The organism is Pelovirga sp. C15f (assembly GCF_057178085.1).
On record NZ_JBXUCV010000002.1, the window covers coordinates 604,826 to 628,578 of the forward strand.

Genomic DNA, 23,753 nt, shown 5'->3' on the forward strand with positions numbered 1-23,753 from the left:
AAAAAGCCCCGCCGGAGTAGCCGGCGGGGCCAGGACATTACAACTCGATGTTTACGATCAGATCAATATCAGTGGGCTCCCGATACGGCTGATGAGCCACGTGGGGTGCGAACATCCTCTACCATCTGCTGGATGTGCTCAGGCGGCGGCGGAGTGACCTTGCTGACGATATAGGCGGTCAGGAAGTTCAGGGCTGCGCCGATGGCACCAAACGCTTCCGGGGTGATACCGAAGAAAGAGTTGGCTCCACCGATCAGCCCGAGGTATTCGGTCCCCTTGAAGAAAAAGATTCCCTTGTGGGCAAACACGTAGAACAGGGTGACAAACAGACCAACGGCCATCCCCGAGATCGCGCCGTATTTACACATGTTCTTGTTGAAGATACCCATCATCAGGGCCGGGAAGATTGAACAGGCGGCAATACCAAAGGCGAGCGCGACGGTTCCTGCCGCAAACCCCGGCGGGTTCAGACCCAGGTAGCCAGCGACGACGATGGCAAGGGCCATGGAGATTTTACCTGCCAGCAGTTCATTCTTTTCACTCATGTCAGGAACAAAAATCTTCTTCAGCAAGTCGTGGGACACGGCTGAAGAGATGGCCAGCAGCAGCCCGGCAGCCGTTGACAGGGCGGCAGCGATACCGCCGGCCGCCACAAGGGCGATAACCCAGTTGGGCAGCAGGGCGATTTCAGGGTTGGCCAGAACGATGATGTCGCGGTTAACGGTCAACTCGTTGCCTTGCCAGCCGGCCGCGGCAAATTTGGGATCGGTAGATTTGTCATTGTAATACTGGATGCGGCCATCGTTGTTTTTGTCAGTCCAGGACAACAAGCCAGTGACTTCCCAGCGTTTCATCCACTCAGGACGCTGCTCGTAGACCAGGCCGGCACCTTCGGCAACCGCAGGCGCACTGGTGAGAACCTCGGGGCTGACGGTTGCGTGCAGGTTGTAACGCGCCATGGCGGCAACAGCAGGGGCGGTGGTGTAAAGAATCGCGATGAACACCAGGGCCCAGCCGGCTGAGTAGCGGGCGTCAGAAACGGTCGGCACAGTAAAGAAACGAATGATAACGTGGGGCAGACCGGCGGTGCCGATCATCAGGGAAATGGTGTAAACAAACATGTTCAGTGTGCTGCCGGGCACAGATGTCGTGTACTCACCAAAGCCAAGCTCGGTAACGACCTGGTTGAGTTTGGCCAATAGGGTGATGTCCTCACCAACCAGGGAAGCACCAAGGCCCAGCTGCGGAATCGGTACGCCGGTCAGCTGGAACGAGATGAAGATCGCCGGAATGGTGTAAGCCGAGATCAGCACGCAGTACTGGGCGACCTGGGTGTAAGTGATCCCTTTCATGCCGCCGAACACCGCATAACTGAAAACGATGGCCATCCCGATGTAGATCCCCATTTCATTGGAAACGCCCAGAAAGCGCGAGAAGGCAACGCCGACACCGGTCATCTGACCGATGATGTAAGTGATGGAGGCAACCAGCAGACAGACAACCGCCATCCCTGCAGCCGACTTGGAATAGTAACGATCAGCAAAGAATGCCGGAACGGTAAAGCGACCGAACTTGCGTAAGTAAGGTGCGAGCATGGTTGCCATGAGCACGTAGCCACCGGTCCAGCCCATCAGGAACAGGGCGCCACCGTAACCCATGTAGGCGATCAGGCCAGCCATGGAGATGAAGGACGCTGCCGACATCCAGTCAGCGGCGGTGGCCATCCCGTTGACAACCGGGTGAACGCCGCCACCGGCAACGTAAAAATCACTGGTGCTACCGGCGCGGGCCCAGACGGCAATGCCGATGTAGAGTGCGAAGGACGCACCGACGAACAGATAGGTTAAAAATGTCAGACTCATTAGGGTGCCTCCTTTTATTCTTCGTTAACGTTGAATTTGACGTCAATCTTGCCCTGCATTTTTGCATAGACAAAAATCAGTGCGATAAAGACGTAAATGGAGCCCTGCTGAGCCCACCAGAAACCAAAGGGGTAACCCCCAATGTGGATGTTGTTCAGTGCCGGAGCCAAAAGAATTCCGAACCCGTAGGAAACAAGCGCCCAGACGGCAAGAATTCCACCGATCAGTTTCAGGGTCGCAAACCAGTAAGCTTTTCCTTGCTCTTCCATTATTTACCTCCTCTTCCTTCATTGTGATAGTGACAGACTGAAACCGTTGAAGCGTGAGCAAAATGATGACGTTCGCTCAAAAATTTACTCTCGAATTCGCGGCCTCCTTTCTTTGCTGAATACCAAGTTTAAAACCAGGTAAGAAAATATAAATTGCGAGCCACGAAAGACACTGATGGCGATTGCTTGATCATGTCAGTCTTCCGGGGCTGTAGAGGTTATAGCCAAGTCGCGCAGAAATCATATCCCCGGCAGCTTTGAGGGCCGGCAGCAGTTCGCTGGTAACGCGCCGCTCATCCATGCGAAAAGTTGGTGCAACGATAGTAAGGCAACCGGCCAGTTCCTGCCCCTGTTGAAACAGGGGAACAGCCAGGGCACTGCTGCCTTCACCAAGTCCATCATGATCAATACAGTAGCGTTGTGACCGGTAAACTGACTGGTCGGATTCTGCCGGCGAATCCTGTAAAAAAGCCAGCAGGATCTTGCCGGGGGCACAGCTGTCAAGTGGAAAACGATGACTGGTCAGGGGGGCGACATTGACCTTCTGATCGTTGTCGGCCATTTCCAGAAACAGGGCATCCTGCCCACGGCGTACCACCAGGTAAACAGACTCATCACACTGGCGTGCCAGATGGGACATGACCGGGCGGGCGTGGCGCAGCAGCGGCATGCGTGCAAGGAGTTTCTGACTGGTTTCGAAGACGCCCATGCCGAGCTGATACTCGCCGGCGCGCGCTCCGCGCTCGACGTAACCCATATTTTCAAAAGTTGCCATCAGGCGAAAGAGGCTGGCTTTGGTCATATCGAGCCTGTCGCTAAGTTGTGCCAGACTGCATCGGTCTCCATCGCTTGCCAATGCTTCGAGCAGGTGCAGAGCATTTTCAACGGAGCGGATATTATAAGAGTCTTTATCCCTGCCTGACATAAATACCCTTGGGGAGAAACCGATCGGTTATAAAATAATAGGTCAAAAATTCTCATTGGCAACTCTTGCCCCCCCCCGGGAGGCTGATGGCGAAAACAGTAATACGCTGTTATATTTTTGTCAACACGGTTTTTTATTTTTTTAAAATGAGCCCCCATTGCCTGCCTGAAGTAGCCCTGTTTTTAAAACATAAGCTTCTGAATAATATATGGAATTCATTTTCTGGACGGCGTGTATTTTTTTAAAAACAATGTTTACTTAAGTTGTCTTTATTGTGTTTTCTGGTGCCTTTTCAAGGTGCTTTATAACCTTGTTTTGAGTTTGTGGTGAAGTCTGGATGATAAAAATAAAATGGTATTTTTTTTCACATAGGTGATAGGCTGCCAGATAAATAGCGTTCTATCTTGAGCGGGATCCTGCCTCTGACTGAATCTGTGCGTTTTTTCACCCAGTTAAGGCTGGTCGTAAGAGGTGGCTTGTCTTGACTTGTTTTGCTCATGAATGGTAAAAAGCCAGACTTTCAAGTCACATCCTCGGCCATAACTGCCTGCTCGCTCCGGACATCGATTTTTTATGTATTTCCCCAGCCAAGACCATTTTTGCCACCTGGCCCGGCAGGGCAACCTGATACCCGTCTATCGCGAAATTCTTGCTGATATGGAAACTCCGGTTTCGGCCTTTCGTAAGATCGACGATGGCGAGAATGCTTTTCTGCTGGAATCGATCGAGGGTGGTGAAAAATGGGCCCGCTATTCCTTTCTGGGGAGTGGTCCGGCACGGGTATTTCGCTGTCGTGGCGGCTATTACGAAGTTCTGTTTGACAACAAGCTCGAAAAGTCCGGTACGGTAGAAGATCCCCTGGAATATCTGCGCAGTCTGATGGCAGTTTATCGGCCCGTCGAGGTTGATGGCCTGCCCCTGTTCTGCGGTGGCGCGGTTGGCTATCTTGGTTATGATATGGTGCGCTTTATCGAGGATCTGCCGGATTCGAACCCCCGCAATATCGGTGGTTGGGATGCCTGCTTCATGATCACCGACCGGGTGATTATCTTCGATAATATGCGCCAGAAGGTGAAGGTTGTTTACAATGTTCACCTGCGCGACGGCGATGACCCACAGCGGGCCTACACCGCTGCTCGGCAACAGATTGATCAGCTGATTGATCAGCTGCGGCGCCCGCTGGTTTATCCTCAGCCGCCCCCCAGGGAGCCGGGGTCGGTGGAGCTGGTACCGAACTTCACTCGCGCCGACTTCAAGGCGGCAGTTGAGCAGTGCAAAGAGTATATCCGCGCCGGCGACATCTTTCAGGTGGTTCTGTCCCAGCGTTTCAGTGGCCCCTTGCAGTCCGATCCATTTGATATCTACCGTGCCTTGCGGACCATCAACCCTTCTCCCTACATGTATTTCTTGCGTTTTGGCGACTCTCTTGTGGTCGGCGCTTCACCGGAAGTACTGGTGCGCAAGGAGGGAGATCAGGTCGAGGTGCGTCCTATCGCCGGTACCCGCCCGCGGGGCCGGACGGTAGCGGAGGATCAGGGCCTGGAAAAAGAGCTGCTGGCCGACCCGAAGGAGCTGGCGGAGCATATTATGCTGGTCGATCTCGGGCGCAATGATGTTGGGCGGGTGGCGGTGGCCGGCACTGTTGAAGTCAGTGAACTGATGGTGATTGAGCGCTATTCCCATGTCATGCATATTGTTTCCAATGTGCGCGGGCGACTGCGCCCGGGACTTGACAGTTTTGCCGTGTTTCGCGCCACCTTTCCCGCCGGTACCCTGAGCGGGTCACCCAAGATCCGGGCGATGGAGATTATTGACGAGCTTGAGCCGGTCCGCCGCGAGGTTTATGGTGGTGCCGTTGGCTATTTCTCTTTCAGTGGCAATATGGACCTGGCGATTGCTATTCGCACCCTGCAGATAGAAAAAGATCAGTTGCATCTGCAGGCCGGAGCCGGAGTTGTCGCCGACAGCGATCCGGAGTCGGAATACCAGGAAACCCTCAACAAGGCGCGTGGGGTCAAGCGTGCCATCGACATGGCAAATCGTGGTTTATTGTAGCATGAGCGGTGAAATAGGACTGATGCAATGCTGTTGATGATCGATAATTATGACTCTTTTACCTATAATCTGGTACAGTATTTTATGGAGCTGGGCGAAGAGGTTGAGGTGTACCGCAATGACAAGATCAGCCTGGACCAGATCGCCGCTTTGGCCCCGGACCGGCTGGTGATTTCACCCGGCCCCTGTACCCCGGCCCAGGCCGGCATCTCCATCGCTGCCATTATGCGTTTTGCCGGAAAGATTCCGATTCTCGGTATCTGTCTCGGTCACCAGGCGATTACCGAAGCCTATGGTGGCGAGGTGGTCCGGGCGCAGCGCCTGATGCACGGCAAAACCAGCCCCATCGAACACGACGGCAGCAGCTTGTTTCGTGATCTGTCCAATCCGTTTATCGCGACCCGTTATCATTCCCTGCTGGCGCAGCGTGAAAGTTTTCCGCCAGTCCTCAAGGTAACGGCGTGGACGGCAGAGGGGGAAATCATGGCCCTGGAACATGCCCGACTACCGGTTTGGGGGGTACAGTTTCATCCAGAATCGATCCTCACCGTTGAAGGGAAACGTTTACTGAGTAATTTCCTCGAACTCAGCAGCAAGGAGAAAGCCGCATGATCAGGCAAGCGATTGGAATGCTGGTCGAAGGGCGGGATCTGTCCGAAGAAATGATGATCGAGGTGATGACCATGATCATGGGCGGCGAAGCAACCCCCGCGCAGATCGGTGCCTTTATCACGGCGCTGCGGATAAAAGGCGAGACCATCCCGGAAATCGTCGGCGCGGCGCGGGTGATGCGCGACCATGCAACTCCGATTGCAGTGCAGACAACCCTGGATCTGGACCGTGATGATATCAATCTTGACCGCGAAACCATTCTTGATACCTGCGGTACCGGCGGCAGCGGCACCCGCAGTTTCAATATTTCCACCACCGTCGCTCTGGTGGTTGCCGCTTGTGGGGTCAAGGTGGCGAAACACGGTAATCGCAGTGTATCATCGGCCTGTGGCAGCGCTGATGTGCTGGAGCATCTCGGTGTCAACCTGGATGTGGCACCAGCACTGGTGACCCAGTGCATTGACCAGATCGGTGTCGGTTTTCTGTTCGCGCCGGCTCTGCATGGTGCGATGAAGCATGCCATCGGCCCGCGTCGTGAGATCGGTATCCGCACCATCTTTAATATCCTTGGGCCCCTGACCAACCCGGCACGTGCCAACCGCCAGGTGTTGGGGGTTTATCATGTCGACCTGGTTGAAAAGATGGCCGCGGTGCTGTTCTCTCTTGGTTGTCGTAAAGGCTTTGTTGTTCATGGCAGTGACGGCATGGATGAGATCACCCTGACCGGTGCGACGACAGTCGCCGCGATTGACAGCACGGGGGTGACGCTAACCACCATAATGCCTGAACAGTTTGGTCTGACGCCCTGTGTCCTCGCCGACCTGCAGGGGGGAGATGCGGCCCGCAACGCGGAGATAGTCCGCGCCATTTTGGCTGGGACACCAGGGGCGCAACGGGATATTGTGCTGCTTAACAGCGCATATGCACTGCTGGCGGCAGGGTCGGTGGAGACGGTTCCCGACGGTATCGCCATGGCCGCTCGGGCCATTGATAACGGTCGGGCAGCACAGGTGCTGGCTGAGCTGGTACGGATGACGAATTTATGATATTGGACCGGATATTAGTTACCAAAAAAGAGGAGGTTGCAGCTGCTAAAGCCCAGCGATCCCTTGCGGATCTGGCCGGGCGCATCGGCGATCTTGAAGATATTCCACGGGGTTTTGCCCGAGCGTTGCGTATTATGGCGGCATCAGGAGGGGTTGCGGTAATCGCCGAAGTGAAAAAAGGGTCCCCTTCCAGAGGGGTCATCCGTTCTGATTTTGACCCGGTGGCGATTGCCGTAGAATATCAGGAAGCCGGCGCTACCTGTCTTTCGGTGCTGACCGATCAACAGTACTTTTACGGTCATCTTCGCTATCTGGGGTTGATTCGTGAGCAGGTGTCCTTGCCGCTGCTGTGCAAGGAGTTTATTATTGACCCCTATCAGTTGTATCAGGCACGACTCGCTGGTGCCGATGCGGTATTATTGATCGCTGCGGCTCTTAACGACGATCAATTACTGGAGCTGGCGCAGCAGGCAACGGCCTTGCGCCTTGATACCCTGCTTGAGGTTCACGATGCTGCTGAAATGCAGCGGGCACTTAAGCTGCCGGTAGATCTGATCGGGATCAATAACCGTGACCTGCGCACCTTTGATACCGATCTGGGGATTACCGAATCCCTGGCGGCGCTGGTGCCGGAGGCCCAACTGGCAGTTGCTGAAAGTGGAATCGCCACGCGCGCTGACATTGAGAGGCTACAGGCAGCCGGCGCCCGTGCCTTTCTGATTGGGGAAACCCTGATGCGCGAGGCCGATATTGCCGGAAAATTGCGCGAATTGCTGGGGGCTGATTAGGCGATGGCTGTTACCCGTGTTAAAATCTGCGGTATCACGAATATTGATGACGCCAAAGGGGCCGTGGCGGCCGGGGCCGATGCCCTGGGCTTTGTTTTTCACCCTGCGAGCCCGCGTTATGTCGCACCGGAAGACGTTGCCGACATTGTCGCTGTTCTGCCTCCTTTTGTTTCCACTGTCGGGCTGTTTGTTAATATGCCGGCGGTAAAAATTCACCAGATTATGGTGCAGACCGGCTTGCAGCTGATCCAGTTGCACGGTGATGAGACGGCAGCCGAGTGCCATCTCCATCCTCCTTATTCGGTCATCAAGGCGCTACGGGTGCGTGATGAACGATCTTTGAGCCATCTGGACGATTATCCGGTAGCTGCGCTGTTGCTCGATGCCTGGAGTGATGACCATTACGGTGGAACCGGGCGCCGGTTTGATTGGCAACTGGTGAGTCGTGCTACACTGAATAAACCGCTTATTCTGGCCGGTGGTCTTACCCCGGCGAATGTAACCACGGCCATTCAGCTGGTCAAGCCGTATGCTGTTGACGTGTCCAGTGGCGTTGAACGGGAGCCGGGGCGCAAAGACATGACCCTGGTGGCCCAATTTATTGAACAGGTGAGGAAGGCATGAGCTACGAATATCCCGACGCACGTGGTCATTTTGGGCAATACGGCGGTCGTTATGTTGCTGAGACCTTGATGCCGGCACTGCTTGAACTGGAAGCAGCCTATGCCGAGGCACGCAATGATCCCGAGTTTCAGCAGGAAATCGATTATTATCTCAAGAACTATGTCGGCCGCCCCAGTCCCCTTTACTTTGCCGAGCGTCTGACCGGCGAGTTGGGTGGAGCGAAGATTTTTCTTAAGCGTGAAGATCTGAACCATACCGGTGCTCATAAGGTCAATAATACCGTCGGTCAGATTCTGCTGGCGCGGCGCATGGGGAAGAAAAAGGTCATTGCCGAAACCGGTGCCGGACAGCACGGTGTGGCTACTGCGACGGTAGCGGCTCTGTTCGGCATGGAGTGTGAAGTTTTCATGGGCACAGAAGATATCCGGCGGCAGTCGTTGAACGTCTTTCGCATGAAGCTGCTCGGGGCCAAGGTGACCGGGGTCGCGGGCGGTACGGCGACCCTGAAGGATGCCATGAATGATGCCCTGCGCCACTGGGTGACCCACGTCCGCGATACCTTTTATGTTATCGGTACGGTCGCCGGTCCGCATCCCTATCCGATGATGGTCCGTGATTTTCAGGCGGTTATCGGGAACGAGGCTAAAGAACAGATCCTGGCTGCCGCGGGGCGCTTGCCTGATGTCGCGGTGGCCTGTATCGGCGGCGGCTCCAATGCCATCGGCCTGTTTTACCCTTTTATCGGCGATTCTCGGGTACAACTACTAGGCGTTGAGGCGGCGGGGCTCGGCATCGAAACCGGCAAACATGCGGCTTCCCTTGGTGCCGGTTCTCCGGGAGTCCTCCATGGCAACAAAACCAGCCTGTTGCAGAATGCCGACGGTCAAATTCAGCACGCCCACTCCATTTCGGCCGGCCTTGATTATCCCGGTGTCGGCCCGGAACACGCTCACCTCCATGATATTGAGCGCGCCTGCTATGTTTCCGTGACGGATGACGAAGCCCTGGCCGCATTTCGCAAGCTAACAGAGATCGAAGGGATTATCCCTGCTCTTGAAAGTGCCCACGCGATTGCCCAGGTGATCAAAATGGCCCCTGCCATGAGTACAGATCAGATTATCCTTGTTTGTCTATCGGGTCGAGGAGACAAGGATATCAATACGGTCGCACAAGCGATGAAAGTCGAGTTGTAATGAGGTTTACCGAATTAGATCTACCGGCAACAGTGATGCAGGGTATTGCTGATGCTGAGTTCGAACATTTAACCCCGGTTCAGCAGCAATCGATCCCCTTGGCCCTGCAGGGCAGAGATGTGGCTGCTCAGGCCCAGACCGGTACAGGAAAAACCGCCGCTTTTCTGATTTCGATTTTTTGCCGGCTGCTGGCTAATCCGCGCCCGTCCGGGGACAGCCCGCGCGCTCTGGTGATGGCGCCCACCCGTGAACTGGTCGTGCAGATCTGTCAGGATGCCGAGCTGCTCGGACGTCATACCGGCATCAAGATCCAGCCGATCTTTGGTGGTGTTGATTACGAAAAGCAGCGTCAGGCCCTGCGCGATGGTGTCGATATCATCGTTGCCACCCCCGGGCGACTGATTGATTACTTCAAACAGCGGGTGTTTTCATTTAACCAGGTTGAGGCGTTGGTGATTGATGAAGCTGACCGGATGTTTGATATGGGTTTTATCAAGGATCTGCGCTACCTCCTGCGAAAATTGCCCCCCTTTGAAAAACGCCAGACCATGCTCTTTTCGGCTACCCTTTCGCCCCAGGTGATGGAGTTGGCCTATGAGTTTATGAACTTGGCCGAGCGCGTTGAGATTGCTCCCGAACAGGTCTCCGCTGAGGGCGTTGTGCAGGTGCTTTACCATGTGACCCGCCGGGAAAAATTCGCCCTGCTGCTGGGATTGCTGCAACGGGAAAAAAATGCTGAGCGGGTGATGATTTTCGTCAATACCAAGATCGAGGCGGAAAAGCTCGATGCCTTGCTGCAGGTTAACGATCTTTCCAGTGCCGTCCTGTCTGGAGACATTCCGCAGAAAAAACGGATGCGGATCCTGGATCAGTTCAAGCTTGGAAGCATTACTCACCTGGTTGCCACCGATGTCGCATCGCGCGGGATTCATGTTGATCAGGTCACCCACGTTATCAATTATGATCTGCCCCAGGATCGTGAAGATTATGTTCACCGTATCGGCCGCACCGCACGGGCGGGAGCGGCCGGTCGGGCCATCAGCCTTGCTGATGAAGAAACCGTCTATGTGCTGCCGGAAATTGAAGATTATCTCGGTTTCAAGATCCCCAGCGAGGTTCCTGTGGATGAAGATTTCTGCTTTACCTACAAGCGTGCGCGTCCGAAGAAGAAGCGACCGGTGCTCGAAAAGCCCGCCGATCCGCGCAAGCGCCGGCGGCCGCGGCGCGGCCGGAAGCCGGGAGCCCCTGGATCAGGTGGCAGCGGCGGCGCGACAAAGCCACGCAGTAATAACCAGTAGTTACAAAAAAATGATTGAAACCCGCGCACAGAATCGTCTAAGGTGAACTGTCGTTGTCAAGAAGTTTAATGGTCTAACCAGCGTTGTTCATGAACAAGGATGTTATGTCACGTCTGCAACACACCTTTGATGAATTGAAAAAGCGGGGCGAAGCTGCCCTTATTCCTTTCATTACAGCCGGGGATCCCTCCCCGCAGCGGACCCTTGAGTTAATCAAAACCCTCGCTGCAGCCGGTGCCGATGTGATCGAGCTGGGAGTGCCTTTTTCTGATCCGATGGCTGATGGTCCGACGATTCAGGCAGCATCAGAACGTGCCCTGGCCGCTGGTACGACCCTGACGACGGTGTTGGATATCGTCGCCCGGGCGCGCCGCGAGCTGGAGATCCCGCTGGTGCTGATGGGTTATTACAATCCGGTTTTTCGTTACGGGGTTGAGCGCTTTGCCCGTGATGCCGTGGCGGCCGGTGTCGATGGCTTATTACTGGTTGATCTGCCGCCGGAAGAAATGGCTGAAATCAAGCCGGCGACCGACGCTGCCGGGTTGCCGCTGATTACCCTGCTGGCACCAACCACGCCGTTGGAACGGACGAAGCGTCTGGCTGCTGCTGCGGAAGGTTATATCTATTATGTGTCGATGACCGGGGTCACCGGAACCCAGGCAGTATCACCGGCGGCTATCCGCGATGTGGTCGTCCAGCTTAAAACCCTGTCGCAGGTGCCGGTGGCTGTAGGTTTTGGGATTAGTACCGCGGCCGATGTGCAGGCGGTGGCTGAATTTGCCGATGCGGTCGTTGTCGGCAGTGCTCTGGTGAGGATTATTGGCGAGCATGGGTCGGATGAGACCCTGCTGGGCAAGGTTGCAGCCTTTACTAAATCGTTGAAACAGGGCTGCAAAAAAATAAATTCTAAATAAAGAGGTTGTGACACTCGATTGACGATTCATTTTGAGCGCCGGAACGGCTTAAAAACATGACATCTGCAGGTTCACGAACCACTAAAGAGGTTGAGCATGGTCTGGTTTCGTAAGAAAAAGTCTTTGACGGCTTCAGTCGAGAAGAAAAATGTCCAGGTTCCTGAGGGGGTTTGGACCAAGTGTAAAAACTGCCAGGAAATTATCTATTGTAAAGAGATTGAACGTAACTTTAATGTCTGTCCGAAGTGCGATTACCATTTTCGCATCGGCGCTCGGGAACGTATCGATTTAATTATTGATGCCGGGACCTTTGTTGAGATGGACGCCAAAATGCGTTCGGTCGACTTTCTCGACTTCAAGGATTCAAAAAAATACAAGGATCGGATCAAGGCCGCGGTCAAAAAAGCCGGAGACGGTGATGCGGTCATCTGCGGCACAGGCCAACTCGACGGTCTGCCGGTGGTGGTTGCTGTCTTTGATTTCTCGTTTATGGGGGGGAGCATGGGCTCCGTGGTTGGTGAAAAAATCACCCGGGCCGTTGAAAAAGGGCTGGAAATCCAGGCCCCGGTGCTGATCTTCTCTTCATCGGGGGGCGCACGGATGCAGGAGAGTATTCTGTCGCTGATGCAGATGGCAAAAACCAGTGCGGCTCTGGCGCGCCTGAAAGCCGCCGGCATCCCTTTTATTTCGGTTCTGACTGACCCGACCACCGGGGGAGTGACCGCCAGCTTTGCCATGCTTGGCGATTTGAATATTGCGGAACCCCGGGCGCTGATCGGTTTTGCCGGTCCTCGGGTGATTGAACAGACGATTCGCCAAACCCTGCCGGAAGGATTTCAGCGTTCGGAGTATCTGCTCGAACACGGTATGGTCGATATGATTGTCAAGCGCCAGGTAATGAAGAAGACCCTGTCACAGATTCTGCGTATCTTCACCAGAAGCTGATCGCAGGCGATGCTTCAAGATCATCGCGACAGCCTTGACTATCTTTATGCGCTGCGATTTTTCGGGATCAAGCTGGGCCTTGAAACGATTGCAGAGCTGCTTGATCGCGTTGGCAACCCGCAACGACATCTGCGGATACTGCATATCGCCGGAACCAACGGTAAGGGCTCGACTGCTGCCGCCCTGGCGGCTGTTTTCCACGCTGCCGATATCCCTTCGGGTCTTTATACCTCACCTCATCTGCATCAATTTACTGAACGCATCCGGATTGATACCCGTCAGCTTGAGCTTGATGAGATAGTAGCGCTGATTAAGGAATTGCGACCTCACGCTGAACAGCTGAAGGCAACCTTCTTCGAAGTGACTACCGCAATGGCGTTGCTCGCTTTTCAGCGTCATGGGGTTGCCTGGGCGATCATGGAATGCGGAATGGGGGGGCGCCTGGATGCCACGAATGTGGTTGCCCCGGAATTGTGCCTGATCACCCCTGTTGCCCTTGACCATACCCGTCATCTCGGTGAAACTCTGGCGCAGGTGGCGGGTGAGAAGGCTGGCATTATCAAGCCCGGTGTGCCGGTTATCAGTGCCTGTCAGCCCCCGGAAGCGGCGGCGGTATTAGCACAACGTGCACAGCAGCTGGGCAGCAGGCTGCTGCTCCCCGAGCGCGACTACTGCTGGCAATCAAGGCCGGAAGGGTTTGATGTTCAGGTCGGCTCCTTCGAACTGGAGGCTGTTCGTCCGGCTCTGCCCGGTTTGCATCAGCACCAGAATCTTGCGCTGGCCGCTGCCGCCGCCGGTTGTTTGCGTGAGATCGGGGTCGAACTTGACCCGTCCGCTGTTCGCTCGGGTCTCGAGCGGGTCTGCTGGCCGGGGCGACTGGAGTGGCTGCCGCAGCGACTGCTGCTTGACGGCGCTCACAATCAGGCCGGTGCGACGATTCTCGCTGATTATCTGAAGCAACAAAATCTGGGAGGGGTGCACCTGATCTTCGGCTGTAAAGCCGACAAGCAGGTGCTGCCCATGCTCAATCTGCTGCTGCCTTTTTGTCAGGCACTCTATGCTACCCGGCCGCCGGTTGAAGATGCTGCTGATATCGAACTATTGCGTGCCCACGCCGCCGACCATGCTGTCGCAGCTCGAGTTTTTACTGAGCCGACAGCGGCTTTGGCGGCGGCCAGACAGTCACGTGCGGCTGATGAGCTGATTCTGGTTGCCGGGTCCCTGTTTCTGGTGGCCGCCATCCGTGAACAGGTAGTTGTCCGGGCCGATGTAACACCGATCATGCGCTGATCCGTATCACCCTTTGGATGTTTTTTATGTTGATTCGCCATCTGGTTCTGTTGTTGTTGATCGGTTTGTCTTTTGCCACGAGCGCAGAGGCACGCAGTCGCGTGGTCGTCATGGGAGAACCGGTCTATCTCGAAGCAGATGAATTGAGTTATGACCATGAAGCGGAGCTTTACCAGGCCAGCGGTGATGTTCGGTTGAACCAGGGTGAACTTGAGGTGCTAAGTGAGCAGATGAGCTGGAATCGCGCCACCGGCGAGGTCGAAGCCAGCGGTAATGTTCAGTTTCTGTCGCCGACGGAAACCCTGACCGGTTCCACCGCCTGTTACAATCTGAACGCCGGGACCGGTCGCGTTGACCAGGGTTATTTTTATCTGCTGGAGGACAATCTTCATGTTCGCGGCAGCCGCATCGAGCAGCTCGGGGAAGACGATTACCGGGTAACTTCAGGTACCTTTACCACCTGTGATGGTGCGGTTCCGGACTGGAAATTTGGTGCCGGTACGATTGATGTGACCTTGGGGGGGTATGCCCGTGCCCGCCATATGGTTTTTTATCTCAAGGATATCCCCACCCTGTACTTTCCCTATATGATTTATCCGGCAAAAACCGAGCGCAAATCTGGCTTGCTGATGCCTTCTGTGGGCTACTCCAAGAAACGGGGATTCAGTTACGGTGCTGCCTACTATCAGGTGCTTGGCGTCAATCAGGATGCCACCTTTTACCTTGACTACCTGTCAAAAATGGGAATCGGCAAGGGGTTGGAATACCGCTATGTCTTTGGTCATGACATTGCCGGCGAGGCACGCGCCTATCATATTGATGTGCAAGAGGTTGATAATGAGCGGATCGACGAAGAGCGCTATGCCCTTGAATGGATCCATACCGGAACCCTGCCCGGTCAGGTGCGGATGGTGGCTGATGCGCTTTATGTGAATGATGACGAGTACTTCAAGGATTTTGGCGAGGTTGCCGGGGAGTATAATCGGGATCAGGTGCAGTCGACCTTTTCCCTGAGCCGCAACTGGCGGCGCGCTAATCTGGTTGGCCTGCTGCAATACACCAAAAATCTTGAGACCGATCAGCGCACGACCTTACAGCTGTTGCCACGGATCAATTTCAATATTGCCCGCACTGCCATTGGCCCCACTCCCCTGGCTTATGAGTGGGGCTCTGAGTACACTTACTTCTGGCGGCAAGAAGGTCTGACGGGGCAGCGTTTGATGTTGCGCCCGGTTTTAAGCATGAATTCGCGGCTCTTTAATCTGCTGAGTGTCAACCCCTCAATGGCCTATCGGCAGCGTTACTACTGGAATCTTGACCAGGAATCAACCACGCAGCAGCACGGTATCCTCGAGGTCACAACCCGGGTTTCAACCCCGCCGGTGCAACGCACCTATGATCTGCCCTTTGGTATTTCCGGAAGGGTGCGCCATGCCATCAATCCGGAAATTATTTATTACTATGTTCCGGAAAAAGATCAACAGAATCTTCCCCTTTTTGATTCCTTTGACCGGATTGCCCCCAGAAACCGTCTTGAGTACGCTCTGGTGCAGCGTCTGCGGGTACGCCTTGACAATGAGGATGGCCGCCGCCAATATCGCGACTGGCTCTATCTGCGTCTGTCGCTGTTGCATCATTTGGATGAGGACGAGGTCGATAAGGGCTTTGGCGAGGCCCGCGCTCAGTTAACCTTGTTGCCGTTGCCGCAGGTTCGCCTGGCGACGGATGTGATTGTCGATTCACGCACTAACGAGCTTAAAGAGTTGCTGGTCGAAGGGCAGGTTGCCGATCGCTCTGAAAACTTCCTGCGGGTCAGTTACAATATTGACCGCAGCACCGACCTTGACTATGGTGAAATCAATCTTGGGCTGGGATTTTTGCAGCCGATTTATCTGACTTATCAGCAACGCTACGATTTTTTCACCAATGATCGCCTCGAGGAGCGAATCGGCATCGAATACCGCCGACAATGCTGGAGCCTGCTGTTGACCCTGCGTGATCGCACTGATGATGAACAATCCCTGATGTTGACCTTTACTATGCTCGGCCTCGGTTCGGTTGGCGGCTTCAGTGGTGGTCTGGGTGGCGGTTAATCAATGGTTGTTGCTATTGGCCTTGGCGAGTGGCTTTGAGGGCCTGGGTGCCGGTCGCTAACATCGGTGATAAGAACGGGGAGACGCTTGGGATCGGAACATGAATCGGGCTTGCCCGGCAGGAATAACCTGCTGACACTTGTCCTGCTGGTACTCATCCTGTTAATGGCTGCCTATGCGGTATTTGGTAATCGTGGTGTTCTGCGGATCGTTCAGGCACAGCGCCAACAGCAGGAGCTGCAGCAACGGTTGGAGGAGATGCAGGCCCAACAGCAGGAGTTGCGCCAGGAGATTGAGCGGCTTAATAATGACCGGGACTACTGGGAACAGCTTGCCCGCACCCGCCTGGGGATGGTGCGCGAGGGAGAGCTGATCTATTTTGTCCCGACAGAAACACTTAAAGAAAGAGGCAGCAAGTGATTAAGAATGATATCAGGTCAGCGCTCAGGCAGGCACTGGAGAGTTGTTATCAGCAGGAAACTCTGACCTCCGGGGAGTCTCCTGCTGAAATTCAGCTTGAGGTGCCGAAAAATCCGGACCATGGTGATTACGCGAGCAATCTGGCGATGCTGCTGGCCCGCCATGAGGGCAAGGCGCCACGTCGGATTGCCGAGATTCTGGTTGCCGCCTTGCGTACCAATGCCCTGTTTGAAGCGGTTGACATTGCTGGCCCGGGATTTATCAACTTTCGTCTTGCCGCCGGTTACTGGGCAACAGTTCTCTATCGCATCTATGCCGAACAGGACACTTTTGGCTGTTCACAGGTCGGTGCCGGGATCAAGGTTCAGGTCGAGTTTGTCAGTGCCAATCCGACCGGGCCACTGCATATCGGTCACGGTCGCGGGGCGGTGGTCGGCGACGCTCTGGCATCAATTCTGGCTGCGGCCGGGTTTGACGTGCAGCGTGAATATTATATCAACGATGCCGGTAATCAGGTGCAGACGTTGGGTCGCTCGATCCTGCTGCGCTTGCGCGAATTACAGGGGGAGGTTGTTGATTTTCCTGAGGACGGGTATCAGGCCGCTTATATCACCGAACTGGCGGCGCGCTTGCGTCACGATCAGGGGGAGCTTGCCGACCTCAATGAAAGCGACGCTATCAAGCGTTGCACCCGCTTCGGGGTAGAGCAGGTTTTACATTGGATTGACAGTGATTTGCAGGCCTTCGGTATCGAGTTCGACAACTGGTACAGCGAACAGAGTCTCTACGATCGCAACATGGTTGAGCAGGAGCTTGGACGCCTCAAGGAGAAAGGGCTGACCTACGAAGAAGACCAGGCCCTGTGGCTGCGAACCACCGATTTCGGGGATGATAAAAACCGGGTATTGATCAAGTCGGACGGCAGCTACACTTATTTTGCTTCTGATGTTGCTTACCACCTGGAAAAGTTTGATCGCGGCTTTGACCGGGTCATTGATGTCTGGGGTGCCGACCATCACGGCTATATTCCGCGCATGAAAGCGATGCTCAAAGGGTTTGGACTGCCGGCCGAGGCCCTTGAAGTGCTGTTGATCCAGATGGTTAATCTGTTGCGCGACGGTCAGCCCTTCGTGATGGGAAAACGTTCCGGAAACTTCGTTACCTTGCGTGAGGTCATTGATGAGGTTGGTCGCGATGCCTGCCGGTTTTTCTTTTTGATGCGGCGCTGTGACAGCCAACTTGATTTTGATCTTGAACTGGCCAAGCAGAACAGCAGTGATAACCCGGTCTTTTATGTGCAATATGCCCACGCGCGGATCTGCAGTATCAATCGCAATGCTGCCGAGGCAGGTATGACGCAGCCAACCCGGACGGAGTTTGATTTTTCGCGCTTGATCCTTGCTGAGGAAACGGCTCTGATCCGACAGCTATCGCGTTTTCCCGAGGCGGTAGAGGGGGCCGCTCTGCACTATGAACCTCATCGCCTGGTCTTCTATCTACAGGATCTCGCGGCCTTGCTTCATAGCTATTATAATCGCCATCGGGTGCTGGATGAGGATCAACAGGTGACGCTTGCACGCTTGTATCTTGTGAACGCCGTACGGATTGTCCTGGCTAATGCCTTAAGGCTGCTTGGGGTGTCGGCTCCGGAGAAAATGTAAAGAAGGGGACTCGTGATAAGGGGGTATATGATGCAGACTGAAACAAAAACCCGCACCCAAAGACGCCTGGAAAAGCGTCAGACCATTATTCTTCTGGCGCTGCTCTTGCTGGCTTCATTGCTCAGCTTCGTGCTCGGGGTAACAACCGGGCGGCGCGGAGCTGAACGTGACTTCGCGCAGCAAGTCAAGAATCGGCAGGAAGAGGTGAAAATCGTTCAGGTCCCGGCAGTTCCGCCGGTGCCGGTTCCCGCTCCGCCCGCGGTTGAAAAACCGGAAGGAGAAAAGGGGGCGCTTATTGATACGGTTGTGGAAAATGCGCGGCTGAGTTTTTATGATGACCTGGTTCGTGATTCCTCCCCCTTAGGCAGTGGTATCAATCAACCTCCCTCTGAGGAAACCCGGTCGCCGGCCGCTCCGCCGCCGCTGGAACTGGCCGATCAACCAATTGTTATGAGGGGCGGCAGGACACCCGCGCCGACTCAGGCCGCGCCGGTGCGACCAGTGCCGCAGCAAGAACAGACGCCCTCTGCCGCTGCACCGGCCCCAGCCGATCCAGTCTTGCCTGCGGCCACTGCGCAAGGCAGCCACGTGGTACAGGTCGGCTCGTTTGGCTCAGCAGCGGATGCAGCCTCTTTGCGTCAGCGCATGCTCGATAAGGGCTACCCGGCTTTTCTTGCTGAAGCGGACCTGGGTGAGCGCGGGATCTGGTATCGGGTACGCATTGGACCCTTCGCAGATTCTGCCGCTGCCGGGGTTGCGCGCCAGATCATCCTTGATAAAGAGCAGATTGAGGGGTTGGTGACCCGCCACACGCGCTGATATTACCGGTGTCGAACTGCTTTTTTTCTCTTGACATTTGCCGGTTCGAAGATTATTTTCCAGTGCTCGTGTCGCGGGATGGAGCAGTCTGGTAGCTCGTCGGGCTCATAACCCGAAGGTCGGGGGTTCAAATCCCTCTCCCGCAACCAAATCAATAATCTTCGGTTGCTGTTGGAGATGACATAGATTTGGCGGTGTAGCTCAGTTGGTTAGAGCATGCGGCTCATATCCGCAGTGTCCGGAGTTCGAATCTCTGCACCGCCACCACAATAAAAAAAGCCCTTCCCGCCTGGAAGGGCTTTTTTTTTAAGCGCCAACCTTAAGATGCTTTCGCAAAAAGCATCACTTTGGATGGATAGGCAAAAAGCGCCAAATGCAAGGCGCGCGATTGTTGAGCAATGAGGCGTATTTACGTACGTCGAAGCAGTGAAACAATGGTGGCAACGCAGCAGTTGGTGAGTTTTGCGACGCCATCAACCTGGAGTTGTTGATGACAGCTAACTGCCTTGAGCAAACTGTGCTGAAATCCCTGCCGGAAGCGGTGAATTCCCTTGTGATTGCCGTCTCAGGAGGGGTTGATTCAGTAGTCCTGCTGCATTTGCTGCACCAGGTGGCCGCCGACCGCGGGTTGCTCCTCCACGCTGTTCATCTCAATCATCGTATGCGTCCTGAAGCTGATGGCGATGAGCGCTTTGTTGGGGGGCTGTGTCGTCAACTCAATGTTAGCTACTACAGTGAATCCTGTGATGTGCCGAAACTGGCAAGGCAGGAAAAAATCAGTCTCGAAATGGCCGGCCGCCTGGCGCGGCGACGGCTCCTGGAGAGAGTGGCGGCAGAAACGGGTGCCCGGTTGATCGCTCTTGGCCATCATCGTGACGATCAGGTCGAAACCCTGTTAATGCGATTGACTCGTGGCACCGGTATCAGCGGCCTTAGTGGGATGGTAGAGCTTGATCCTCCCTGGTGGCGGCCCCTGCTTTTTTGCAGTCGCCGGCAATTGCTGGATTACGCTCGCCAACAATCCCTGTCCTGGCGCGAAGATGCCAGTAACCTGGACCCGCGGTTTGTCCGCAACCAGTTGCGCCACGAAATTGTGCCACTGCTTAAGGATATCAACCCGCAATTTACCGAGCGGATGATTGTTCTGAGCCGGCAGGTTGCGGTCGAAGAAGATTTTTGGCGTAATCAGATAGAAACGCACTTCCCGACAATCCGTGCCGCCTGTGATGATGGTCTGCGTCTCCAGCGTTCGCAGTTGCTCGCCTTCCATCCCGCTCTGCGTCTACGCTTGTTGCGCGCTGCGCTGACTGAGATTCGTGGTCATTTGCATGGCATTGAGGCGGTCCATCTGCATGCCGTTGATGACATGCTGACCGGTGACCGCAGTCAGGCACAGCTTGATTTGCCGGCATGTTGGGTAGCACGTCGCTATGAGAATCTGTGGTTGCGTAATGCTGCCCCGAAGTTGCCCCCCTTTTTTGATGTGCAGCTGCAGATTCCCGGAGAGACCCCTCTGCCTGACGGCCGCAAGCTGGTGACAACAGTGGTGGAGCGAGCTGAGATGGAAACCCGCCACCGGGTATATTTCGATCTGACGGCACTAGGTGTGTCCCTGTCTGTGCGTAGCTGGCGCCCTGGTGATTATTTTGTGCCGTTGGGAATGCCCGGTCGCAAGCGGGTAAAACAGTTGTTCTCTGATTTGAAGATCGAGAAAGAAGAGCGCTTGCGAACGCCTCTGGTAGTTGCCGGCGAGAATCTGCTGTGGGTTGCCGGGTTGCAGCGTTCAGGTTTTGGCGTCGTTACTCCCTTCTCGGTTAAGGTAGTGCGGATGGAGTTGTTGTGATAAGACGAAAAAGCAGACATTAAGCCTTGTGGGTATGCTCTCTTTATGGTAGGTTTTCCTGCTAGTTTCAGCTATTTTATTGATGTTGCAAGTGGACATCCAGGTTGTTTTTTAATTACCCGACAGGGGGTCGATACGTGAGTCAATTTCAAAAGAATTTAGCTTTGTGGCTGGTCATTTCACTGTTGATGATCATGCTTTTTAATATGATGACACAAAAGCAGGAAACTCAGCGACCAATGAACTACACTGAGTTTCTCGCTGCGGTTGACAATAATCAGGTGGTCAGTGTGCTCTTTCAGGGCGGTCAGCTGACCGGAACCCTGGAGGATGGAAGTAAATTCCTGACCCATATTCCGCGCGACGAAGAGCTGCTGCCGCAATTAAAAGAACGCGGCGTTATTATCGAAGCCAAGCCGGTTGATGATCAGGGGTTCTGGTTTACCCTGCTGATTTCATGGGGGCCGATCCTGCTGCTGATTGCGGTGTGGATCTTTTTCATGCGGCAGATGCAGTCGGGTGGTGGCAAGGCCATGAGCTTTGGCAAAAGCAAGGCCAAACTCCTGACCGATACCGCCGGCAAGGTGACGTTTAAGGATGTTGCCGGTGTTGACGAAGCAAAACAGGAGCTCGAAGAGGTTGTCGAGTTTCTGCGCGACCCCAAAAAGTTTACCAAGCTTGGTGGCAAAATCCCCAAAGGAGTGTTGCTGGTAGGTTCACCGGGCACCGGTAAAACCCTGCTGGCGCGCTCTGTTGCCGGTGAGGCGGGAGTGCCATTCTTTACGATCTCCGGCTCCGACTTTGTCGAGATGTTTGTCGGCGTCGGTGCCAGCCGCGTCCGTGATCTGTTCCTGCAAGGCAAAAAAAATGCTCCCTGTATTATTTTTATTGATGAGATTGACGCGGTAGGGCGGCATCGCGGTGCAGGCTTGGGGGGCGGCCACGACGAACGTGAGCAGACGCTGAATCAGCTGCTGGTCGAAATGGATGGTTTCGAATCGAATGAAGGGGTCATCCTCGTAGCAGCAACCAACCGCCCTGATGTCCTCGACCCGGCGCTGTTGCGTCCCGGCCGTTTCGATCGCCAGGTGGTGGTGCCGCGCCCGGACGTTAAGGGGCGCCAGAAGATTCTGCATGTTCATTCGCGCAAGGTCCCGATGTCGGAAGATGTCAATCTTGGGCTGGTGGCTAAAGGGACCCCTGGGTTTTCGGGTGCCGACCTGGCCAACTTGATCAATGAGGCAGCATTGCTAGCGGCCCGTGGCGGCAAGTCCGAGGTCACTATGAGTGACCTTGAGGCTGCGAAGGACAAGGTCATGATGGGGGCGGAGCGACGCTCAATGGTGATTACTGAAGAAGAGAAAAAGGTCACCTCTTACCATGAGGCCGGACACGCCCTGATCTCGTTGTTGACTCCAGGTTCCGACCCGGTTCACAAGGTGTCGATCATTCCCCGCGGACGCGCCATGGGGGTGACCATGTATCTCCCGGCCGAGGAAAAATATAACGAGACCAACAAGGGGCTTAATATCCGTATCCGTTCCATGCTGGGTGGGCGTATTGCCGAAGAAATTACCTTTGATTCGGTGACCAGCGGCGCCAGTAACGACCTGGAACGGATTACCATGATCGCGCGCAAGATGGTTTGTGAATGGGGTATGAGTGAAAAGATCGGACCCGTTGTTTTCGGAGAAAAGGACGGGGAAGTCTTTCTTGGTCGCGATATGAGCACAGGCAAAAACTACAGTGAGGCAACAGCGCTCGATATCGATAATGAGATTCGGCGGATTATCAAAGAGAACTATGCCGAAGCGACCAAGCTGTTGAAGGAAAACCAGCACCGGCTGGTGGCTCTGGCCGAACTCCTGCTTGAAAAAGAAACGCTGGAAACCCATGAGATTCATGCTGTGGTATTCCCTGATGGTCTTCCTGATTATCTGCAAAAACAGGTAAGCGAGCAGGCTGCCGACAGCTTTGTGTTTGAAAAGACAGACGAGCAGGCGCCATCGCCGCAACCTGTTGGTGATGAAGCCAGTGGGCAAGGACAGCCTCCACAAGGCGACGTCGCTTCAGGGTCAGAGTCATCCCGGCAAAGTCCTGAACAAGAACGCGCACAGGAATCACCGGAGCAGGATGATTCCAAAAAAGACGACGATAGCGATTCACCGTCAAAAGAGTGAATGCGTTACCTCGGGCTACTGTTCTGGCTGGTCGGGACTGTGTTCTCGACCTGACCCGGCCCTGCATGATGGCGATCCTCAATGTGACCCCCGATTCGTTCTCCGATGGCGGTGATTACATTGAGGTTTCGGCGGCTGTTGAACGCGGTCTGGAAATGGTCGAGGAAGGGGCCGCCCTCCTCGATGTCGGTGGTGAAAGTACCCGGCCAGGGGCGCCGGCTGTGTCTGCAGAGGCTGAGCTTGAACGGGTGATTCCGGTCATTGAAGGATTGCGCCGCCATACTTCTACTCCCTTATCAATTGACACCAGTAAAGCCCCGGTCGCACGTGCCGCCCTGGCTGCCGGCGCAAACTTTGTCAATGACATCAGTGGTCTGGGTTTTGATGACGACATGGCTGTGGTTGTCGCCGCTGCCGACGCCGGTCTTTTTCTCATGCACACGCGCGGATGTCCTCAGCAGATGCAGAAAAATACCGACTACCGGGATCTGCTCATTGAGGTGATTCAGTATTTACAGGACCGTCTTTCCAGGGCTCGCTCAGCCGGGATATCTCCGGAGCGTTTGGCCGTTGACCCCGGCATCGGTTTTGCCAAAAATGGTGCGGGCAACCTGCTGTTGTTGAAGCATCTGGAGGCCTTGCATCAGCTGGGGTGTCCGATTCTCCTCGGCACATCGCGCAAGAGCTTTATCGGCAAGATCCTCCATCAGGATGATCCGCGCCGGCGTCTCTATGGAACGCTGGCGACCGTTGCTCTGGGTGTGGCACAAGGGGTACAGATGTTTCGTGTCCACGACGTGCGGCCGGCACGTGAGGCCGCTCTGGTGGCCTGGGCGATCCGGGAACAGGTTTTCCCGCTGCTGCCGTAACCTATAATCTTTTATGTAAGATTTCCTGATCATAGCTGATTGCACTA

At 55.0% G+C, this 23,753-nt stretch carries 20 protein-coding genes and 2 tRNA genes; 19 read left to right on the forward strand and 3 right to left on the reverse strand.

Annotated features, from left to right (window positions below):
- Nucleotides 1-68: 68 nt before the first annotated feature.
- The 3 genes from AC1931_RS08005 to AC1931_RS08015 form a co-directional block, all read right to left on the reverse strand.
- Nucleotides 69-1,862, reverse strand: a complete 1,794-nt coding sequence (locus AC1931_RS08005; protein ID WP_483876726.1) for a sodium:solute symporter family protein — start codon at nt 1,860-1,862, stop codon at nt 69-71.
- 14 nt (nt 1,863-1,876) lie between these two features.
- Nucleotides 1,877-2,131, reverse strand: a complete 255-nt coding sequence (locus AC1931_RS08010; protein ID WP_483876727.1) for a DUF4212 domain-containing protein — start codon at nt 2,129-2,131, stop codon at nt 1,877-1,879.
- Between the two features lie 190 nt (nt 2,132-2,321).
- Nucleotides 2,322-3,056, reverse strand: a complete 735-nt coding sequence (locus AC1931_RS08015) for an IclR family transcriptional regulator (protein WP_483876728.1) — start codon at nt 3,054-3,056, stop codon at nt 2,322-2,324.
- Between the two features lie 573 nt (nt 3,057-3,629).
- On the opposite strand from AC1931_RS08015, the gene trpE reads away from it, so the two are divergent.
- From trpE to folP, 19 genes are all read left to right on the forward strand, one after another.
- Entirely contained in the window at nt 3,630-5,111 is a 1,482-nt protein-coding gene (gene trpE, locus AC1931_RS08020; RefSeq protein ID WP_483876729.1) for an anthranilate synthase component I, read from the forward strand.
- A 27-nt stretch (nt 5,112-5,138) separates the two neighbouring features.
- Nucleotides 5,139-5,723 (forward strand): anthranilate synthase component II, encoded by a 585-nt coding sequence (locus tag AC1931_RS08025; protein ID WP_483876730.1) that lies wholly within the window; start codon nt 5,139-5,141, stop codon nt 5,721-5,723.
- Nucleotides 5,720-6,769, forward strand: coding sequence for an anthranilate phosphoribosyltransferase (gene trpD / locus AC1931_RS08030; RefSeq protein ID WP_483876731.1), 1,050 nt, complete (start codon nt 5,720-5,722; stop codon nt 6,767-6,769). The genes AC1931_RS08025 and trpD overlap by 4 nt, the downstream gene beginning before the upstream one ends.
- Nucleotides 6,766-7,557 (forward strand): indole-3-glycerol phosphate synthase TrpC, encoded by a 792-nt coding sequence (gene trpC / locus AC1931_RS08035; protein WP_483876732.1) that lies wholly within the window; start codon nt 6,766-6,768, stop codon nt 7,555-7,557. Before trpD ends, trpC begins: the two co-directional genes overlap by 4 nt.
- Before the next feature lie 3 nt (nt 7,558-7,560).
- Nucleotides 7,561-8,181: a phosphoribosylanthranilate isomerase gene (locus AC1931_RS08040; protein WP_483876733.1), complete on the forward strand. Its 621-nt coding sequence runs from the start codon at nt 7,561-7,563 to the stop codon at nt 8,179-8,181.
- Nucleotides 8,178-9,374 (forward strand): tryptophan synthase subunit beta, encoded by a 1,197-nt coding sequence (trpB, locus tag AC1931_RS08045; protein ID WP_483876734.1) that lies wholly within the window; start codon nt 8,178-8,180, stop codon nt 9,372-9,374. Before AC1931_RS08040 ends, trpB begins: the two co-directional genes overlap by 4 nt.
- Nucleotides 9,374-10,672, forward strand: a complete 1,299-nt coding sequence (locus tag AC1931_RS08050; protein ID WP_483876735.1) for a DEAD/DEAH box helicase — start codon at nt 9,374-9,376, stop codon at nt 10,670-10,672. The genes trpB and AC1931_RS08050 overlap by 1 nt, the downstream gene beginning before the upstream one ends.
- Nucleotides 10,673-10,776: 104 nt before the next feature.
- Nucleotides 10,777-11,586: a tryptophan synthase subunit alpha gene (gene trpA, locus AC1931_RS08055; protein ID WP_483876736.1), complete on the forward strand. Its 810-nt coding sequence runs from the start codon at nt 10,777-10,779 to the stop codon at nt 11,584-11,586.
- Nucleotides 11,587-11,682: 96 nt separating this feature from the next.
- The gene (gene accD, locus AC1931_RS08060) at nt 11,683-12,531 is read left to right on the forward strand and encodes an acetyl-CoA carboxylase, carboxyltransferase subunit beta (protein WP_483876737.1); all 849 of its coding nucleotides are present in this window, start codon (nt 11,683-11,685) and stop codon (nt 12,529-12,531) included.
- A 9-nt stretch (nt 12,532-12,540) separates the two neighbouring features.
- Nucleotides 12,541-13,821 carry a bifunctional folylpolyglutamate synthase/dihydrofolate synthase gene (locus AC1931_RS08065; RefSeq protein ID WP_483876738.1) on the forward strand — a complete coding sequence of 427 codons (1,281 nt, stop codon included), beginning with the start codon at nt 12,541-12,543 and terminating at the stop codon, nt 13,819-13,821.
- 26 nt (nt 13,822-13,847) lie between these two features.
- Complete coding sequence (locus AC1931_RS08070) at nt 13,848-15,914, forward strand: LPS-assembly protein LptD (protein WP_483876739.1); 2,067 nt, start codon at nt 13,848-13,850, stop codon at nt 15,912-15,914.
- 87 nt (nt 15,915-16,001) lie between these two features.
- Nucleotides 16,002-16,334 (forward strand): FtsB family cell division protein, encoded by a 333-nt coding sequence (locus AC1931_RS08075; RefSeq protein ID WP_483876740.1) that lies wholly within the window; start codon nt 16,002-16,004, stop codon nt 16,332-16,334.
- Nucleotides 16,331-17,995, forward strand: coding sequence for an arginine--tRNA ligase (gene argS / locus AC1931_RS08080; RefSeq protein WP_483876741.1), 1,665 nt, complete (start codon nt 16,331-16,333; stop codon nt 17,993-17,995). The genes AC1931_RS08075 and argS overlap by 4 nt, the downstream gene beginning before the upstream one ends.
- Nucleotides 17,996-18,022: 27 nt before the next feature.
- Nucleotides 18,023-18,814 (forward strand): SPOR domain-containing protein, encoded by a 792-nt coding sequence (locus AC1931_RS08085; RefSeq protein WP_483876742.1) that lies wholly within the window; start codon nt 18,023-18,025, stop codon nt 18,812-18,814.
- A gap of 72 nt (nt 18,815-18,886) precedes the next feature.
- A tRNA-Met gene (locus AC1931_RS08090) sits at nt 18,887-18,963 on the forward strand.
- 41 nt (nt 18,964-19,004) lie between these two features.
- Nucleotides 19,005-19,081 (forward strand) — tRNA-Met (locus tag AC1931_RS08095).
- Nucleotides 19,082-19,304: 223 nt separating this feature from the next.
- Nucleotides 19,305-20,657 carry a tRNA lysidine(34) synthetase TilS gene (gene tilS / locus AC1931_RS08100; protein ID WP_483876743.1) on the forward strand — a complete coding sequence of 451 codons (1,353 nt, stop codon included), beginning with the start codon at nt 19,305-19,307 and terminating at the stop codon, nt 20,655-20,657.
- A 137-nt stretch (nt 20,658-20,794) separates the two neighbouring features.
- Complete coding sequence (gene ftsH / locus AC1931_RS08105) at nt 20,795-22,837, forward strand: ATP-dependent zinc metalloprotease FtsH (RefSeq protein ID WP_483876744.1); 2,043 nt, start codon at nt 20,795-20,797, stop codon at nt 22,835-22,837.
- Nucleotides 22,834-23,706 (forward strand): dihydropteroate synthase, encoded by an 873-nt coding sequence (gene folP, locus AC1931_RS08110; protein ID WP_483876745.1) that lies wholly within the window; start codon nt 22,834-22,836, stop codon nt 23,704-23,706. The genes ftsH and folP overlap by 4 nt, the downstream gene beginning before the upstream one ends.
- Nucleotides 23,707-23,753: the final 47 nt, after the last annotated feature.

What these genes read in the sequence shown, in the direction of transcription:
- AC1931_RS08005 (WP_483876726.1), bottom strand. Translation starts at nt 1,862, where the DNA reads ATGAGTCTGACATTTTTAACCTATCTGTTCGTCGGTGCGTCCTTCGCA.
- AC1931_RS08010 (WP_483876727.1), bottom strand. Translation starts at nt 2,131, where the DNA reads ATGGAAGAGCAAGGAAAAGCTTACTGGTTTGCGACCCTGAAACTGATC.
- AC1931_RS08015 (WP_483876728.1), bottom strand. Translation starts at nt 3,056, where the DNA reads ATGTCAGGCAGGGATAAAGACTCTTATAATATCCGCTCCGTTGAAAAT.
- trpE (WP_483876729.1), top strand. Translation starts at nt 3,630, where the DNA reads ATGTATTTCCCCAGCCAAGACCATTTTTGCCACCTGGCCCGGCAGGGC.
- AC1931_RS08025 (WP_483876730.1), top strand. Translation starts at nt 5,139, where the DNA reads ATGCTGTTGATGATCGATAATTATGACTCTTTTACCTATAATCTGGTA.
- trpD (WP_483876731.1), top strand. Translation starts at nt 5,720, where the DNA reads ATGATCAGGCAAGCGATTGGAATGCTGGTCGAAGGGCGGGATCTGTCC.
- trpC (WP_483876732.1), top strand. Translation starts at nt 6,766, where the DNA reads ATGATATTGGACCGGATATTAGTTACCAAAAAAGAGGAGGTTGCAGCT.
- AC1931_RS08040 (WP_483876733.1), top strand. Translation starts at nt 7,561, where the DNA reads ATGGCTGTTACCCGTGTTAAAATCTGCGGTATCACGAATATTGATGAC.
- trpB (WP_483876734.1), top strand. Translation starts at nt 8,178, where the DNA reads ATGAGCTACGAATATCCCGACGCACGTGGTCATTTTGGGCAATACGGC.
- AC1931_RS08050 (WP_483876735.1), top strand. Translation starts at nt 9,374, where the DNA reads ATGAGGTTTACCGAATTAGATCTACCGGCAACAGTGATGCAGGGTATT.
- trpA (WP_483876736.1), top strand. Translation starts at nt 10,777, where the DNA reads ATGTCACGTCTGCAACACACCTTTGATGAATTGAAAAAGCGGGGCGAA.
- accD (WP_483876737.1), top strand. Translation starts at nt 11,683, where the DNA reads ATGGTCTGGTTTCGTAAGAAAAAGTCTTTGACGGCTTCAGTCGAGAAG.
- AC1931_RS08065 (WP_483876738.1), top strand. Translation starts at nt 12,541, where the DNA reads ATGCTTCAAGATCATCGCGACAGCCTTGACTATCTTTATGCGCTGCGA.
- AC1931_RS08070 (WP_483876739.1), top strand. Translation starts at nt 13,848, where the DNA reads ATGTTGATTCGCCATCTGGTTCTGTTGTTGTTGATCGGTTTGTCTTTT.
- AC1931_RS08085 (WP_483876742.1), top strand. Translation starts at nt 18,023, where the DNA reads ATGATGCAGACTGAAACAAAAACCCGCACCCAAAGACGCCTGGAAAAG.
- tilS (WP_483876743.1), top strand. Translation starts at nt 19,305, where the DNA reads ATGACAGCTAACTGCCTTGAGCAAACTGTGCTGAAATCCCTGCCGGAA.